This is a genomic window from Streptomyces sp. NPDC048434 (assembly GCF_043200375.1).
Taxonomy (GTDB): Bacteria; Actinomycetota; Actinomycetes; order Streptomycetales; family Streptomycetaceae; genus Streptomyces.
The window spans coordinates 148,649-164,218 of sequence record NZ_JBICXQ010000002.1 but is presented as its reverse complement, the minus strand read 5'-3'; the positions used below and the strand labels follow the sequence as shown (position 1 = coordinate 164,218).

At 70.9% G+C, this 15,570-nt stretch carries 17 protein-coding genes; 4 read left to right on the top strand and 13 right to left on the bottom strand.

Going from position 1 to position 15,570, the window contains the following annotated elements; genetic code table 11:
- The first annotated feature begins 171 nt into the window (after window positions 1-171).
- A complete protein-coding gene (locus ACGFWI_RS03020; RefSeq protein WP_393904142.1) occupies window positions 172-2,391 on the top strand; it encodes an MMPL family transporter in 2,220 nt (739 codons plus the stop codon).
- Window positions 2,392-2,485: 94 nt separating this feature from the next.
- Here the strand turns inward: ACGFWI_RS03020 and ACGFWI_RS03015 are convergent, their stop codons facing one another.
- From ACGFWI_RS03015 to ACGFWI_RS03005, 3 genes are all read right to left on the bottom strand, one after another.
- Complete coding sequence (locus ACGFWI_RS03015; RefSeq protein WP_393904141.1) at window positions 2,486-3,727, bottom strand: GTP-binding protein; 1,242 nt, start codon at window positions 3,725-3,727, stop codon at window positions 2,486-2,488.
- Window positions 3,728-3,733: 6 nt separating this feature from the next.
- Window positions 3,734-3,904: a 50S ribosomal protein L32 gene (gene rpmF, locus ACGFWI_RS03010; protein WP_393904140.1), complete on the bottom strand. Its 171-nt coding sequence runs from the start codon at window positions 3,902-3,904 to the stop codon at window positions 3,734-3,736.
- Window positions 3,905-4,169: 265 nt separating this feature from the next.
- Complete coding sequence (locus ACGFWI_RS03005; protein WP_393904139.1) at window positions 4,170-5,225, bottom strand: NAD(P)-dependent alcohol dehydrogenase; 1,056 nt, start codon at window positions 5,223-5,225, stop codon at window positions 4,170-4,172.
- A gap of 118 nt (window positions 5,226-5,343) precedes the next feature.
- Here ACGFWI_RS03005 and ACGFWI_RS03000 point away from each other — a divergent pair, with 118 nt between their 5' ends.
- Complete coding sequence (locus ACGFWI_RS03000; protein ID WP_393904138.1) at window positions 5,344-6,201, top strand: helix-turn-helix domain-containing protein; 858 nt, start codon at window positions 5,344-5,346, stop codon at window positions 6,199-6,201.
- Here ACGFWI_RS03000 and ACGFWI_RS02995 read toward each other — a convergent pair.
- Entirely contained in the window at window positions 6,168-6,515 is a 348-nt protein-coding gene (locus ACGFWI_RS02995) for a hypothetical protein (RefSeq protein ID WP_393904137.1), read from the bottom strand. The two genes, ACGFWI_RS03000 and ACGFWI_RS02995, sit on opposite strands and share 34 nt — an antisense overlap.
- Window positions 6,516-6,659: 144 nt before the next feature.
- Window positions 6,660-7,229 carry a PadR family transcriptional regulator gene (locus ACGFWI_RS02990; protein ID WP_393904136.1) on the bottom strand — a complete coding sequence of 190 codons (570 nt, stop codon included), beginning with the start codon at window positions 7,227-7,229 and terminating at the stop codon, window positions 6,660-6,662.
- 99 nt (window positions 7,230-7,328) lie between these two features.
- Here ACGFWI_RS02990 and ACGFWI_RS02985 point away from each other — a divergent pair, with 99 nt between their 5' ends.
- Window positions 7,329-7,760: a nuclear transport factor 2 family protein gene (locus ACGFWI_RS02985; protein ID WP_393904135.1), complete on the top strand. Its 432-nt coding sequence runs from the start codon at window positions 7,329-7,331 to the stop codon at window positions 7,758-7,760.
- Window positions 7,761-7,780: 20 nt separating this feature from the next.
- Here ACGFWI_RS02985 and ACGFWI_RS02980 read toward each other — a convergent pair whose 3' ends face one another.
- The 4 genes from ACGFWI_RS02980 to ACGFWI_RS02965 all read right to left on the bottom strand — a co-directional run bounded on the left by ACGFWI_RS02980 (window position 7,781) and on the right by ACGFWI_RS02965 (window position 11,678).
- On the bottom strand, window positions 7,781-8,446 hold the full coding sequence (locus tag ACGFWI_RS02980; RefSeq protein WP_393904134.1) for a TetR family transcriptional regulator: 666 nt from the start codon (window positions 8,444-8,446) through the stop codon (window positions 7,781-7,783).
- Window positions 8,443-9,939, bottom strand: a complete 1,497-nt coding sequence (locus tag ACGFWI_RS02975; protein WP_393904133.1) for an MFS transporter — start codon at window positions 9,937-9,939, stop codon at window positions 8,443-8,445. Before ACGFWI_RS02975 ends, ACGFWI_RS02980 begins: the two co-directional genes overlap by 4 nt.
- A 182-nt stretch (window positions 9,940-10,121) precedes the next feature.
- A complete protein-coding gene (locus ACGFWI_RS02970; RefSeq protein ID WP_393904132.1) occupies window positions 10,122-10,337 on the bottom strand; it encodes a ferredoxin in 216 nt (71 codons plus the stop codon).
- A gap of 102 nt (window positions 10,338-10,439) precedes the next feature.
- A complete protein-coding gene (locus tag ACGFWI_RS02965) occupies window positions 10,440-11,678 on the bottom strand; it encodes a cytochrome P450 (protein ID WP_393904131.1) in 1,239 nt (412 codons plus the stop codon).
- Window positions 11,679-11,989: 311 nt separating this feature from the next.
- On the opposite strand from ACGFWI_RS02965, the gene ACGFWI_RS02960 reads away from it, so the two are divergent.
- Entirely contained in the window at window positions 11,990-12,487 is a 498-nt protein-coding gene (locus ACGFWI_RS02960) for a MarR family winged helix-turn-helix transcriptional regulator (RefSeq protein ID WP_393904130.1), read from the top strand.
- 36 nt (window positions 12,488-12,523) lie between these two features.
- On the opposite strand, the gene ACGFWI_RS02955 is transcribed toward ACGFWI_RS02960, so the two are convergent.
- The 4 genes from ACGFWI_RS02955 to ACGFWI_RS02940 all read right to left on the bottom strand — a co-directional run bounded on the left by ACGFWI_RS02955 (window position 12,524) and on the right by ACGFWI_RS02940 (window position 15,404).
- On the bottom strand, window positions 12,524-13,684 hold the full coding sequence (locus ACGFWI_RS02955; protein WP_393904129.1) for an SPFH domain-containing protein: 1,161 nt from the start codon (window positions 13,682-13,684) through the stop codon (window positions 12,524-12,526).
- An 11-nt stretch (window positions 13,685-13,695) separates the two neighbouring features.
- Window positions 13,696-13,947 carry a hypothetical protein gene (locus tag ACGFWI_RS02950; protein WP_393904128.1) on the bottom strand — a complete coding sequence of 84 codons (252 nt, stop codon included), beginning with the start codon at window positions 13,945-13,947 and terminating at the stop codon, window positions 13,696-13,698.
- A gap of 186 nt (window positions 13,948-14,133) precedes the next feature.
- Window positions 14,134-14,790 (bottom strand): peroxiredoxin-like family protein, encoded by a 657-nt coding sequence (locus tag ACGFWI_RS02945; protein WP_393904127.1) that lies wholly within the window; start codon window positions 14,788-14,790, stop codon window positions 14,134-14,136.
- A complete protein-coding gene (locus ACGFWI_RS02940) occupies window positions 14,787-15,404 on the bottom strand; it encodes a TetR/AcrR family transcriptional regulator (protein WP_393904126.1) in 618 nt (205 codons plus the stop codon). Before ACGFWI_RS02940 ends, ACGFWI_RS02945 begins: the two co-directional genes overlap by 4 nt.
- Window positions 15,405-15,570: the final 166 nt, after the last annotated feature.

The window sequence follows — 15,570 nt, the reverse complement described above, 5'->3', positions numbered from 1 at the left end:
GTTCCGGACGCCGGTCAGCGGAGGTTTTCGTATGACGCGACGGACTGTCAAACACGTCCGCCGCCCTCCACGCCGCAATCTTACGGTTGACGCTCTGCGCCGACACCTGTAATTCTCGACTTACATGCGTACCAGTGGGGGGCGCGACGCGAGGGCGAAGGGGCCAGGCACATGAACGTGGTGGTACGAATGCGGCCGACGGAGCACCGGCCGAAGGAAAAACGGCCGGTCACGGTGCGATGGGCTACCTGGAGCGCACGGCATCCGTGGCGCGCGCTGGCCGGATGGCTGGTGTTCGTGGTGCTGTGCCTGGGGGTGGGCAGCTCCGTCGGCACCCACCAGGCCACCGCGGCGGACTACCGCGTCGGGGAGGCCGGCCGCGCCGAAACCCTGGCCGCCGAGGCCCGTCTGGGCCATGAGCCGGTCGAGCAGGTACTGATCTCCGCCCGGTCCGGCCCGCTGGACGGGGCCGCGGCCGATGCGGCCGCCCGGGACATCACCGCCCGGATGCGGAAGCTGCCCGAGGTGGCGCGGGTCGCGCCCCCGGTCCGCTCGGCCGACGGCACCGCGCTGCGGGTCGCCGTGGTGATGAAGGGCGCGGATGCGGACGCCGATGACCATGTCGCGCCGCTCGCCGAGCGGACCGCGGCGGTCCAGCGCAGCCACCCGCAGCTGCGGGTGGCGGAGACCGGCAGCCCGTCGGTCAGCGTCGGCGTCGATACCCAGCGCGACCAGGACCTGGCGCTCTCCGAAGCGATCACCCTGCCCGTCACGCTGCTGACCCTGCTGGCCGTCTTCGGGTCCGCACTGATGGTGGCGGTGCCGCTGCTGCTCGCGCTGACCTCGATCGCGGCCGCCGTGGGTCTGTCGATGGTGGTCTCCCACGTACTGCCGGACGCCGGGGTGGGCACCAATGTCATCCTGCTGATCGGCATGGCGGTCGGCGTCGACTACACGCTCTTCTACCTCAAGCGCGAACGTGAGGAACGGGCCCGCGCGGGCGGCCGGCTCGGGTCCGAGGCGCTGGTGGAACTGGCCGCCGCCACCTCCGGCCGGGCGATCATCGTCTCCGGCCTCGCGGTCATCGTCTCCACCGCCACCCTCTATCTGGCCACGGACGTGGTCTTCTCCTCGCTCGCGACCAGCACCGTCATCGTCGTACTGGCCGCGGTCCTCAGCTCGCTGACGGCGCTGCCCGCACTCCTGGTCAAGATCGCCCAGCGGGCCGAACGCCGCGCGGTACGCCGCGAGCTGCGGAAGGGACACCGGTCGGCTCCGCGGGACCGTTCGGACGGTACCGGCCGCCTCTGGCGCGCGCTGCTGCGCCCGGCGAGCACCCACCCGGTCCGCGCGCTGTGCCTGTCCGTCCTACTGATGCTCGGCCTCGCGGCGCCCGCCCTGGGCATGCAGCTGCGGGTCCTCAACAAGGACAGCCACTCACGCGAGATCCCTGCCCTGCAGACCTATGACCGACTGACCGCGGCCTTCCCCGACCTGCAGGTCCAGCATCAAATCGTGGTCCGTGCCGCCGCCGCGCAGGCACCCGAAGTGGCCTCGGCGCTGCGCGAGTTGGGTGCGCGGGCCCAGTCCGATCCCCTCTACGCCAAGGACGTCACCCCGCCCCTGCGCACCTCGCGGGACCGCCGCACCACCACCATGGAGGTGTCGACACCCCACAAGGTCAGCTCCCCGGAGGCGATCACCTCCCTGGACCGCCTCCGTACGGACTATCTGCCGGCCACCGTGGGCAAGGTGCCCGGCGCGGAGTTCGCGGTGAGCGGGGATGTCGCGCACGACACCGACTACCTCGCCCACCAGAACGAGAAACTGCCCCTGGTCGTCGGGGCGCTCTTGCTGCTGACCTTCCTCATGACGGCCCTGGTCTTCCGCTCCGTGGTGATCGGTCTGATCGGTGTCGCGCTCAATCTGCTGTCCGCGGCCGCCGCGTTCGGCCTGGTCGTGATCTTCTTCCAACACGGCCTGGCCAGCACGCTTTTCGGCTTCGACACCGCGGCGACCAGCGCCATCGGGTCCCGCGTCCCGCTGTTCCTGTTCGTGATCCTCTTCGGCCTGTCGATGGACTACCAGGTCTTCGTCGTCAGCCGCATACGGGAGGCGGCACTGCGCGGCGTACCGACCCGGGAGGCGGTGCTGCACGGCGTCGGTGCCTCCGCCAAGGTCGTCACCAGCGCGGCCGTGGTCATGGTGACGGTCTTCGCCAGCTATATGTTCCTGCACCTCGCCGAGATGAAGCAGATCGGCTTCAGCCTCGCGGTGGCCGTCCTGCTGGACGCCTTCGTCATCCGCGTGGTGATCCTGCCGGCGGCACTGATCCTCCTGGGCCGGGCGAGCTGGTGGCCGTCCCGGACGATGCGGCGGGCGCAGGGCTGAGGGAGCGCTTCGACGGGCCTGTCCGACGGGTCGGGCCGGACAGGCCCTGGGGGAGGGCGCTGCGGGAAGGGGCGGGGCGCCGGTCGCTCCTACGTCAACCGGCCGCCTGAGCGGCGGAGTTCGCCTCTCCGTCGGCTTCCTCCGTCTCCTGCTCGCAGCGGTTCCCGGTCCCGTGGATCTCCCAGGCCGGGAACGGGTCGTCGGCCGTCACGGGGGTGGACTCGTCAGGGGCGAGGAGGCAGGAGGTGAGGGCGGCGTGCAGGGGCTCGGGGCGCAGTCCGGTGCCGATGAAGACCAGCTCCTGTACGGCTTGGGCGGGGGCCTGGTCCGGACCGTCTGCCGGAGTGTGCTCCGTGGGCCCGGTGTCCGTGCCCGACGGCTCGAAGCGGGCGACCGCGCCGGCCTGGGACCACAGGCCGGCCACGCCGGGGCGGGTGGCGAGGCGGAAGAAGCCCTTGGAGCGGAGGATGTCGCCGTAAGCACCGCTGTCCAGGCCTTCGGTGACGAAGTGCCAGAGGCGGGCGGGGTGGAAGGGCCGGCCGGCGCGGAAGACGGTGCTGGAGATGCCGTACTCCTCGGTCTCCGGGACATGGTCGCCGTTGAGCTCCCTGACCCAGCCGGGCGCCTGCTGGGCGCGCTCCAGATCGAAGCGGCCGGTGCCCAGTACCTCTTCGAGCGCCACCCTGCCGTGCTGCGCCGGGAGGATGCGGGCGGCGGGATTGAGCCGGGTCAGCGTCGCCTGCAGACGTACGGCGGTCGCGCTGTCGACCAGGTCGGTCTTGTTGAGCACGAGGACGTCGGCGAATTCGATCTGGTCCATGAGGAGATCGCTGACCGTGCGTTCGTCGTCCTCGTACTGGTCGAGGCCGCGTTCGGCGAGGCCGTCGCCGCCGGTGAGTTCGGGCAGGAAGCCGGCGGCGTCGACGACGGTGACCATGGTGTCCAGGCGCGCCAGATCGTCGAGCGTGGCGCCGTCGTCGCGCGGAAAGGCAAAGGTCGCGGCGACCGGCATCGGCTCGGAGATACCGCTGGACTCGATCAGCAGACAGTCGAAGCGGCCCTCGCGGGCCAGCCGGCCGACCTCCTCCAGCAGGTCCTCGCGCAGGGTGCAGCAGATGCACCCGTTGGTCATCTCGACGAGCCGTTCCTCGGTGCGGGACAGCGCCGCGGCGCCGCCGCGCACCAGGGCGGCGTCGATGTTGACCTCGCTCATGTCATTGACGATGACGGCGACGCGCAGGCCCTCCCGGTTGCCCAGGATGTGGTGGAGCAGGGTGGTCTTGCCCGCGCCGAGGAAACCGGAGAGCACGGTGACGGGCAGCCGGGAGCGTGCCATGGCCGGTCAGCCCTTCGGGTCGATCAGACCGAGCCGGTACGCCTTCGCGAGGCGGCGCGGGACCAGGTGGACGGAGCCGTCGACGGTGACGGGGACCAGCGGGGGAACGGTGGCCTTCCACTGGGCGCGGCGATGGCGGGTATTGCTGCGGGAGAGCTTGCGCTTGGGTACGGCCATGGGGCGGGGCCTCCTTCGGGGGCGGCGGGCGAGCCGGAGCGGTTCACCGGCGGTGGGCGCCGTCGGGAGGCTATATGAAAATGGATACCGTTTTCAATTGGCTCTCATGGCACGCGCACGCCCGGGGCGGCCTGCGTCAGGCGGCCCCGGGCGTGATCAGGTCAGGAAGCCGGGCGGGAAGCCGGGCGGGAAAGCGGGCGGGAAACCGGGCGGGAAACCGGGCGGGAAACCGGGCGGGAAACCGGGCGGGAAACCGGGCCGCGGATCAGATCGTCGAGGTGTCGATCACGAAGCGGTAGCGGACATCGCTCGCCAGCACCCGCTCGTACGCCTCGTTGATCTGCTCCGCGCTGATCACCTCGATGTCCGAGGCCAGCCCGTGCTCACCGCAGAAGTCGAGCATCTCCTGCGTCTCCGGGATGCCGCCGATCATCGAGCCGGCGAGCGACCTGCGCCGCGGGATCAGCGCGAACGGCGCGACCGGCAGCGGGTTCTCCGGGGCGCCGACCTGCACCAGGGTGCCGTCGGTGCGCAGCAGTCCGAGGTAGGCGTTCAGGTCCAGGTTGGCGGAGACGGTGTTGACGATCAGGTCGAAGGTGTCCGCCAGTTCCTCGAACGTGGCCGGGTCGGAGGTCGCGTGGTAGTGGTCCGCGCCCAGCCGCAGGCCGTCGTCCTTCTTGCGCAGCGACTGGCTCAGCACGGTGACCTCCGCGCCCATCGCGTGCGCGATCTTCACGCCCATGTGGCCGAGGCCGCCCAGGCCGACGATGGCGACCTTCTTGCCGGGGCCGGCCTGCCAGTGGGCGAGCGGCGAGTAGAGGGTGATCCCGGCGCACAGCAGCGGGGCCGCGGCGTCCAGCGGGATGCTCTCGGGGATGCGCAGCGCGTAGTTCTCGTCGATGACGAGGTGGGTGGAGTAGCCGCCGTAGGTGGTCCCGCCGTCCCGGCCGGTCGCGTTGTACGTGCCGACGTTGCCGAGTTCGCCGGTGCAGTACTGCTGCAGGCCGGCCCGGCAGTTCTCGCACTCCCGGCAGGAGTCGACGAAGCAGCCGACGCCGACCCGGTCGCCCGCCCGGTAGCGGGTGACCTCGGCGCCGACCTCGGCGACCACGCCGGCGATCTCATGGCCGGGGACGATCGGGAAGGCCCCGCCGTCGCCCCACTCGGCGCGCACGGTGTGGATGTCGGAGTGGCAGATGCCGGCGTACTTGATGTCGATCAGGATGTCGTGGGCACCCAGCTCGCGGCGCGGAATCGTGATCCGCTCCAGCGGTGCTTTCGGGGCGGGTGCGGCGTACGCGGAGACAGAGGTGTGGGTCATGCCACCGAGAATGCGGCGTTCCGCTTGTCCTAACCAGTGCACCCTTGAACATATGCATGGCGTGCCTACTACTGACGGAACCACCCTCCGGTCCGCTCCGCGGCCACAGACTGCGGTCATGGACCAGCGAACGGAATTGAGCGAGTTCCTGCGCTCCCGGCGGGCCCGGCTGCGGCCGCAGGACGTCGGGCTGCCGGAGTACGGCGGGCGGCGCCGGGTGCCGGGGCTGCGCCGGGAGGAGCTGGCGCAGCTGGCCGGAGTGAGCGTGGCGTACTACATCCGCCTCGAACAGGGCCGTGGCCGCAATGTCTCGTCCGCCGTACTGGACGCCATCGGCAACGCGCTGCGGCTGACCCCCGCCGAGCGCGATCACCTCACCCATCTCGCCCGCCCCGTCTCGCGCCGGGTGCGCCCGGCCGGCCGGCCGCAACGGGTGCGCCCCGCGCTGCAGCAGCTGATCGACACGATGGAGAGCGTCCCCGCCTATGTCATCGGGCGACGGCTGGACATCATCGCCTGGAACCGGCTCGCCTGCGCCCTGCTCGGCGACTTCGCCGCGCTGCCGCCCGAGCGCCGCAATCTGGCCTGGCAGGTGTTCCTGGATCCGGCCGCACGCGAGCTGTACGAGGACTGGGACGCCAAGGCCGCCGATGTGGTCGGCTATCTGCGGCGCGATGCGGGCCGCAATCCGGATGATCCCGACATGGCTTCCCTGATCGGTCAACTCTCGCTCAACAGCCGTGAGTTCCGGCAGCTGTGGGCCGCCCATGACGTGCAGGACAAGGGCTTCGGCGGCAAGGTCCTGCACCATCCGCTGGCCGGCAGGCTGGTCCTGGCGTACGAGACCCTGACGCTGCCCGCCGACCCCGACCAGCAGGTGATCACCTACCACGCTGAACCGGGGTCGCGGTCGGCCGAGGCGCTCCGGCTGCTGGCGTCGGATCAGGAGAAGATCACCGAACGGACCTTCAGCTGATCCGAGGCGTGACCGCCGTTCGGCCGGAGGGTGAAGGAGTCGCCCGTGCAGTCGGCGCCCGCGAAGACCGTCGCGACGGATGAGGTGTAGTTCCTCGGGGTGTGGGCGGGCTGGACGGACGGGTCGGACACCTCGGGCAGGGCGAGGCACGCCCGGCTCGGCGGGTCGGCGAGCAGGCCCACGTGCGGGGTGCCGGTCGAGTCGGTGTACACGTAGGTGAACGGGCCGGTGGCCGCGCCGGCCGAGGCGGTGGGCAGGGCCAGGGCGAGCGCGAGGGCGCCGACGGCGGTGACGACGGTAGAGCGAAGACGCATGGGGATATTCCTTTCCTTCCGTTTCTATGCGGAATGTCTACTTCCCTGGCATACGCCCGGTGATGTCCGCCGTCACACGAAGGAGTTCTGGCGCGACGCCGAAGGGCGCGCCGCGCTATGGGCCTTGCCGCGCGCCGCCCCGCCCTAGGGGCGTGGGCGCGCCTCGCTCCGCTCCCGCAGCACGCCGGCGACCCGCTCGCACCAGTCGTGGGTCTCCCGCTCGAAGCCGAGGCCGCGCAGACAGGTCAGATAGGGGCCGAGCCGCGCGCCGCGGGCCAGGAACTCCGTCTCGTCCAGACCGCCGCGCAGCCGCGCCAGCAGCTGGACGAAGATCTCGGCCTTGGCGGCGGCGACCCGCGCCCGCTCCGCCAGCTGCTCGATCACCGGTGTCGCGTCGATCCGGTCCACGGCCTGCACCTTGACCAGCAGATCGTCGCGGATGAACGAGGGTTTGGACGCGGCTGCAGCAAACCGCTCCAGCTCGGCCAGCCCCTCGTCGGTGACCTGGAACAGCCGTTTGTTGGGCCGGGTCTCCTGGACCACCTGGCGGCCCGCGATCAGCCCGTCCGCCTCCAGCTTGGCCAGCTCCACGTAGAGCTGCTGCGGGAGTGCGTGCCAGAAGTTGGCGACACCGGCGTCGAACGCCTTGGCCAGCTGATAGCCGCTGTACTCGCCGTCCAGCAGTGCCGCCAGCACCGCGTGCTTGAGAGCCATGTCCAGGCCACCCCTTCCCATACTCAAGAATATGACTAATCATAGTCGCGACTAAGGCATCCGGGTCGAGCTGTTGCTCGGCCGAGACGAGGAGGAGTCATGGGGACGACGGCGGACCGCTTCAAGGCGGCGGTGGAAGCACAGGAACTGAGCGCGGTGGAAGAGCTGTTCACCGAGGACGTGCGCCTGTACAGCCCGGTGAAGTTCACGCCCTTCGAGGGGCGGCCGATGGTGCTCGGGCTCTTCGGGGTACTGCTGCGTACCTTCCAGGACTTCCGTTACGTCGGCGAACTGGCCGGCAGCGCGGAGACGGCGGCGGGGGCGGACGGCGGCTCCGCCGACTCGACGATCCTGATCTTCCGGGCCACCGTGAACGGCAAGCAGATCCACGGCATCGATCTGCTGCAGTTCGACGAGGCGGGCCGGATCAAGGAGTTCACGGTGATGGTGCGCCCGCAGTCCGCGGTGCAGGCGCTGGGGGAGGCGGTGCTGGCCGGGCTGGTCGAGGACGGGCTGGTGCCGCAGCCGTAGGCGGCTCGGGCCGGGGGCGGTCAGCCTTCGAGGAGCCGTTGGAGGGCGGGCGCGTAGAGGTCGGCGAGCCGTTCGGGCGGGGCCTCGGCGGCGGCGCCGGTGCGGTGGATGCTGAGGGTGGCGCCCAGACCGATCAGCTGGGCCGCGATCAGCTCGGCCCGGAGGGCGGCGTCGGGGCCGGTGAGCAGGGCGGTGAGCCGGTCGGTGATCTGCTCCTGGAACCGGTCGCGCAGCAGCGAGCGTTCATCGCTGATGCCCAGGGAGAAGACGACGCGCAGCAGCGGATCGCCCTGCTGGGCGCGGCGTTGGCCGACGAGGGTGCGGACCATGTGCCGGCCGAGTTCCGGGAGCGGTGCGCCGAACAGCGCGTCGGCCGCCGGGCCGAAGTCGGCCACGGCGGCGAAGAGCTGCTCCTTGCCGCCGAACCGCTTGACGATCAGCGAGGCACTCACCCCCGCTTCGGCGGCGATGCCGCGCAGGGTGACCTCGGCGTACGGGCGCAGGGCGAAGGCCCGCTGGGCGGCGCGCAGGATGGCGGCACGGCCGGTGCCGGGGTCGGTCGTGGGGCCGGTGCCCGTGCCGGGGGCGGTTGCGGGGGTCGTTCCGGTGCCGGGCGTGGGCGTCGGGCCGGGCGCCGGTTCCGGGTCTCCCGACGCGGCGGCGTCGGCCTCGGCCTGAGCGGTCATGCGTCCTCCTGGGTGAGCGCCGTCCGCACCGGCGGGGCCGGTCGCCGGACCTGCCCGACCGTACCGTCCGGCGGTTCCGTGTCGTGGCCCGGCAGGCACAGCGTGACCGCGAGGGCGAGCAGCGCGGCGCCGGCCGCGATGAGGAAGACCAGCAGATACGCATGCAGGGTCGGCGCGGTGCGGCCGCCCGCGCGGAAGGTGACATTGGCCAGTACGGCGGCGACCGCCGCGCTGCAGAACGCCTGACCCACCGAACGCATCAGGGTGTTCAGGCCGTTGGCCGCTCCGGTCTCACCGGCCGGCACCGCGCGCATCACGAGCGCGGGCAGCGCGGAGTAGCCGATCGCGGTGCCGGCGGCCACCACCGTGGCACCGGCGATGATCATCCACAGCTGGTGGCTGGTGAAGAACCGCACCACATACCCCACCGCCATCAGCGCTGCGGCCAGCGCCAGGGCGACCTTCGGCCCGTGCTTCGCCGAGATCCGCGCGGACAGCGGCGACAGCGCCACCATCGACAGACCGCCCGGCAGCAGGCACAGCCCGCTGACCACGAGGGACGCGCCCAGCCCGTATCCGGTGCTGCGGGGCTCCTGCACCATCTGCGCGGTGGCCAGCGAGTTGGCGTAGAAGGCGAAGCCGATCAGCAGCGCGGCGAGGTTCGTCAGCAGCACCGCGGGCCGGGCCGAGACCCGCAGATCGACCATCGGCGACGCACAGCGCAGCTCGTACGCGCCCCACGCCAGGCCGGTCAGCACGGCCGTGACGAGCAGTCCCACGGTGCGCGCCGAGGCCCAGCCCCAGCCGGCGCCCTGGGTCACGGCGAGCAGCAGGCAGCTCAGGGCGACGGTCAGGCCGAGCGTGCCCAGGACGTCGAAGCGGCCGCGCGAGCGCAGCGGCGATTCGGGCACCCAGCCCAGCACCAGCGCGATGTCCAGCAATCCGAGGGCCGCCGAGACCCAGAACATGGTGTGCCAGTCGGAGTGCTCGATGACCAGCGCGGCGATCGGCAGCCCGACCGCGCCGCCGATGCCCAGGGTGGAGCTCATCAGCGCGACCGAGGACAGCACCCGCACCGGCGGCAGCTCGTCGCGCATGATGCTGATGCCGAGCGGCACCACCGCGAGCGCCGCGCCCTGCAGGGCACGTCCCGCGATGAGCACCCCGATCTGTGAGCTGACGGCGCACAGTACGGAGCCGAGCACCAGGACACCGAGAGAGGCCAGCAGCACCCGGCGCTTGCCGTACATGTCGCCGACCCTGCCGAGGACGGGGGTGCAGATCGCGCCGGTGAGGAGGGTGATGGTGACCAGCCAGCTCGCGGTGGCGGGGGTGGCGCCGGTGAGCTGCGGGATGTGCGGCAGCAGCGGTACGACGAGGGTCTGCATGACGGCCACGACGACACCGCAGAAGGCGAGGACACCGACGAGTGCGCGGGGGTGGGCCTTGGCGGGTTCGGCGGTGTCCACGGGCTCGGGTATCGCTGCGGGCATGGGTCTCCGTAGGGCGCGGCGGAACGGCGGACAGGGGTGCACAGGCGTTCACCCCAGGGTAAACGCTTGTGCACCCCTGTCGAGCCGAAACCGGTGGGGCCGGTCCGGCGGGGCCGGTCCGGCGGGGCCGGTCCGGCGGGGCCGGTCCGGTGGGGCCGGTCCGGCGGGTGGGGGGACCGGCCTCAGACCCGCTCCACCCGCTCCATCTGCTCCACCGAGATCGCTGCGGCCGGGCAGATGGCCACCGCCTCATGGACCGCTTCATGGAGCGCGGCCGGCGGTTCGGCGTCGAGCAGGACGACGATGCCGTCCTCCTCGCGCTGGTCGAACACCTCCGGCGCGGACAGCACACAGCTGCCGGCGCCGCAGCACTTCTCCTGGTCAATGTGCACGCGCATGGCTCTCCCCACGATGGGCCGCCCGGCTTCGGAGAGCCGGTGACGGACGGGCTGGAACGGGATGACGGAAGGGATCGGGGTATCGGTGCCGGTACGGGGCACTCACCACGCGACCGGCAGCGCGTGGACCCCGTAGATCCCCATGTCGTGACGGAACGGGACGTCCTCGAAGGGGATGTCGAGCCGCAGGTCCGGCAGCCGGCGCAGCAGCGTCTCGACGGCGATCTGCAGTTCCACCCGGGCGAGCGGCTGGCCCAGACACTGGTGGACGCCGAAGCCGAAGGCGACATGACGGCGGGCATCGCGCCCGACATCGAGTGCCTCGCCCCCGGGGAAGACGTCCTCGTCACGGTTGGCGGAGTTGAGGGTGCACAGCACGCCCTCGCCGGCGCGGATGGTGCGGCCGCCGAGGGTGACGTCCTCGGTGGCGACCCGCGGAAGACCGTTGTGGATGATCGTCAGATAGCGCAGCAGCTCCTCGACGGCCCCCTTGATCAACGAGGGGTCCGCGCGCAGCCGCGCCAGTTGGCCGGGGTTGCGCAGCAGGGCGAGGGTGGACAGCGCGGTCATGTTGGCAGTGGTCTCATGGCCCGCGATCAGCAACAGCCGCCCCATGGAGGCGACTTCCTCGGTGTCGAGATCGCCGCGGGCGACCAGCCGGCTGACGATGCCGTCGTCCGGCTCGCGCCGTTTGGCCGCGGCGAGCCGGCTCAGATAGCGCTGCAGATCGTCCTGCGCGGTGCGCACCTCCTCGGCCGTCGACCGGAGGCTGAGCAGGAAGCGGCTGCGGTCCTGGAAGAACTCATGGTCGTCATACGGGACGCCGAGCAGCAGACAGATCACCAGGGACGGCAGCGGCAGCGCGAATTCGGCCACCAGATCCGCCGCGTTGCGCCCCGCGGTCATCCGGTCCAGCAGGCCGTCGGTGAGGCGCTGCACCTCGGGGCGCATCGCCTCCACCTTCTTCACCATGAAGTCGGCGGTGAGCATCCGGCGCAGCCGCGCATGCTCGGGGTCGTCCTGGCGGATGAAGGTCGGTTTGGAGGTGACGAGTTCCCGACCGCCGGCGGTGAGGAAGGGGAAGCCCTGGCGGGTCGCATCGGCGCTGAAGCGCGGGTCGCCGAGCACCTCCCGTACGTCCTGGTGCCGGGTCACCAGCCAACAGGAGGAACCGTCCCACAGCGTGGCCCGGGTGACCGGTTCCTCCCGGCGGGCCCGTTCGACGCCGGGTGCGGGATCGAAGGGGCAGCCGGCGGCCCGTGTGGCCGGGACGGCGAGGGGGGCGAGGCCCTCACCCGGGCCGGTGTCGTGCTCCGCCTCGGTACGTTCTGCAGTCGTCATGCGGCTGGTCCTTCCACGATCGGGACACGGCACTGCCGTGGCGAACGGTGCGGGTTGCGCCTCTCCTTGACGGGTTCTGCGAACTCGGTAACCAGCTCGGCAGCCGCCGTGACCAGCGGGGTCACGGCGACCGATTACTAGTTACCTAACTTAAGCAACTAAGTTCTCGCCACGTTAACTCACCGTGAACAGGGGAGGGAAGGGGAGATCAAGGCGACCGCGAGGTTGGCTCAAACCGAGCGCACCCTCGTCCCTGTACCGGCGTGCCGGACCGGGAACCGCGGCATCTCAAGGGCCGTTAAAGTGCCTGCATGCCGGACCCCGGAAGAGACCAGGACCCCACCGCCGCACTGCAAAGAGTGCTGGCCACGCTGTCCTACCTGCTCACCCGCTCCCGGGCGCACGAACGCCAGGCGGCCCAGGCGGGCGTCACGGCGGCCCGCTCCGATCTCTGGCTGCTGATGGCCCTGGAGGACAGCGGAGGCGTCAGCAGGGTCGGTGATCTGGCCGCACTGCTGATGGTCGAGCCGCCTCATGTCACGCGCCAGATCAGCCAGTTGGAAGCCCAGGATCTGGTCGAACGGACCCCGGACTCCCTCGACCGCCGTGCCCGGCAGGTAGCGATCACGCCCCACGGCAAGGCCGTCCTCAACCGCCTCCAGCACACCAGCCAAGCCGGTCTCCACGAGGCCCTCGCCGACTTCGACGACGCCGATATCGCCACCACCGTCGCCGTGCTCAACCATCTGGTGGCCTACGCCCGCCGCAAGCACACAGCGGAAGAGCGACCGCGGGGGCGGGGGGAGTGAGCGGGGTGGGGCGAGGCCCCACCCCGTCCGGTATCACTACTCGATCTCGACCCGGCCGCTGTGGCCCTGGTTCGCGGCGGAGCCGCCGTTCTTGTCGGCCTTGCCGTCCTGGCCCTCGGTGGAGCCGAGGTTGCGGCGGACCGAGTCGAGGATGGTCAGGCCCTGGCCGACCAGGCCCGCGGCGATCTCGCCCAGGCCGTCGGTGCCGTTGAGGACATTGACATTGGCGTTGGCCAGGCCCGCGGAGGCTTCCTTGACGATCTGCGGGAGCTGGTCGATCAGCATCCGGTCCAGGGCCACACGGTCGTGCGACGCGGCGGCCTCGGCCTGGATCTTCATCCGCTCGGCCTCGGCCACGGCCACCACCCGGATGCGCTCCGCCTCCGCCTCGGCGGGCTTGACGACCTCGGCCACCAGCTCCTGCTGACGCAACTTAGCCGCGCGCTCGGCGAGTTCGGTCTGGGCGGCGAGGACTTCCTGCTGTGCATGGGCCTGTGCGAGCGGGCCGGCCTGGGCGGCGCGGGCCTGGGCGCGGTCCACCTCGGCGGAGTACTCGGCCTGGACCACGGCGGTCTGCCGGGAGTATTCGGCCTGATTACGCGCGGCCTCCTGCTGGGCCTCGACCGAAGCCTGGGTGGCGTGGGCCTGGGCGATCTGCGCCTGCTGCTGGATGGCCGCCTTGTGCGGGGCGGACATCGCTTCGATATAGCCGGTCTCACCGTCGTCGATCGACTGGATCTGCAGCGAGTCGACGATCAGACCGATCTTCGCCATTTCGGTCTTGGACGTCTCCAGGACCTCGGTGGCCAGCTTCTGCCGCTCGGTGACGATCTCCTCGACCGTCATCGAACCGATGATGGAGCGCAGATGACCGGCGAAGATCCGGCCGGTCAGCACCGACATCTGATCCTGGTCGGACAGGAATCGCTGACCGGCGTTGACCACGCTCTCGGTGTCGTTGCCGACCTTGAAAGCGATGACGGCGCGCACCGTCAGCGCAATGCCCTGCCGGGTCACGCAGGTCTCGGCGACCTCCGCCTCACACATCGCCAGCGTCAGAAAGCGGACCTTGCGGAAGACCGGCAGCACGAACTTGCCGTGCCCGGTGACCACTCGGAATGGTGCGCCCCCCTGTCCACGCCTGCCTCCCGAGATCAGCATGGCTTGATCGGGGGCAGGAACGCGGTAACCGAACATCCTTTTTCTCCTCAACCGGCGTCGCCGGCATTGCCGGACAACGCGTCCATTGGATCGGCCCACTCCATGACGTCGACCTGGCGACTGCCACGGGACTCGATCACGAGCACGGTCGCCCCTACTGGAAGGGGCTCGGCGGACCAGGCGAGAAAAGCCTCCGTGCCGCCTCTGATCCGTACCAGGACCTCACCGGGACCGGCAGGCCCACGCGTGCCGATCAGCAGCACTCCCGTACAGCCGATCACGGCATCGTCCTGCGCCATTGGCGGCTGCCTTCCCCCGTTACGTTCCTGGAAATCCGACCATAGCGCTCCGGCGCGCGGCGGCCTATGGGGGGTTGGCGGCGAGTTGGGACAACGGGCCGCGGCGGTCAATTTTCCCGTGAGGACATCCGCGAATGCCGGGCGTAAATCCGTTCCTGGGTGCGGGGCAGAGGTGCCGTGCGGAATTCAGCGTGTCGGGGCCAATGCGTCGAGGGCGGCGAGGATGTCGGACGGTTCGGCGCGTGCGGTGTAGTCGGTGTCGACGAAGGCCCAGCGGATGGTGGCGTCGCGGTCGATGACGTAGGTGGCGGGCAGCGGCAGGGTGCGCGGATGGCCGCCGTTGACGCGCTGCAGGTCGAAGCCGAAGGAGTCGTACACGGCGGCCAGGTCGTCGGGCAGGTCGAAGCTGAGGCCGTACTGCTTGGCGGTGTCCGAGCCGAGGTCGCTGAGGACGTCGAAGGCGAGCGCGTGCTTCTCGGTGAGGGGGAGGGACTCGTCGGGGATCTGCGGCGATACGGCCACCAGCCGGGCGCCGCGGGCGGTGATGTCGGAGTGGTGCTGCTGAAGGGCGCGCAGCGCGAGGTTGCAGTAGGGGCACCAGGCGCCGCGATAGAAGGTGAGCACGACCGGACCGGCGGACAGCAGGGCGTCCAGGGTGACGGTGTCGCCGGTCGCGGTGGGGAGGGTGAAGCGGGGCGCCGTGTCTCCGGCGTGCAGGGCCCGCTCGGCCTGGCCGGATGCGGCGAGGTCGCGGCCGGCGCGCTCCATCACCTCCCGGGCGGCGGCCGGGATCTGCGGGTAGCGGGCGTGGAAGAACGCATTGAGTTCGTCGTGGAGGCTCATAGCGGTGGGTGCTCCTGAGGTGAGTGGTGGGCGCGCAGCGGCGCGAGGGCGGCGGTCACCGTGTCGGTGAGCGTCCGGGCATCGGCGCCCGCACGGGAGCGCAGATTGACGCCGTACGCGAGTGTCGCCAGCACCGCGGCGGAGGCGTCGAGATCGTTGGCCGGCTGGAGCTGTCCCAGCTCCTCAGCGGTGGCCAGGGCCGCTCGCATGGCCGCTTCCAGCGTGGTGTGGTGCTCTTCGAGCAGGGTGCGGATGCCGGGGTCGGTGCATTCCGGCCCGGCGTAGGCATTGGTGACCATGCAGCCCCAGCCGGCGACCGGGCCGGAGCAGCGCACCTCGATCAGCCCGGCGAAGAACTCCTCGATCGAGGTCAGCCCCGAGGCGGACGACGACAGCTGGGCGAAGGCCGGCGTCGAGTGCTGCGCTATATAGCGGCCCAGCGCCGCGGCGTAGAAACCGTCCTTGCTGCCGAAGGTCGCATAGAGGCTGGAGCGGCTCAAGCCGGTCGCGGTCACCAGCGCCTGGATGCCGGTCGTGGGCAGGCCCTGGCGCCAGAAGATCTGGAGGGCGTCGTCGAGCACGACGTCGGGGTTGAAGTGCTTGATGTCGGGCATGGCCGGCCTGCTCGTCTCGCTGTCATGTGCGATACGCGGCCGGGCGGTGCGGGAGTCGGATCAGCCGCCCCGCATCGTCCGCCCCGCATCTCGGAACGGTTATTCCAAGATGCGCCGAGTCGCCTTTCCTGTCAAGGAGTTGGGGATACCGGCTGGGGACAGCTTC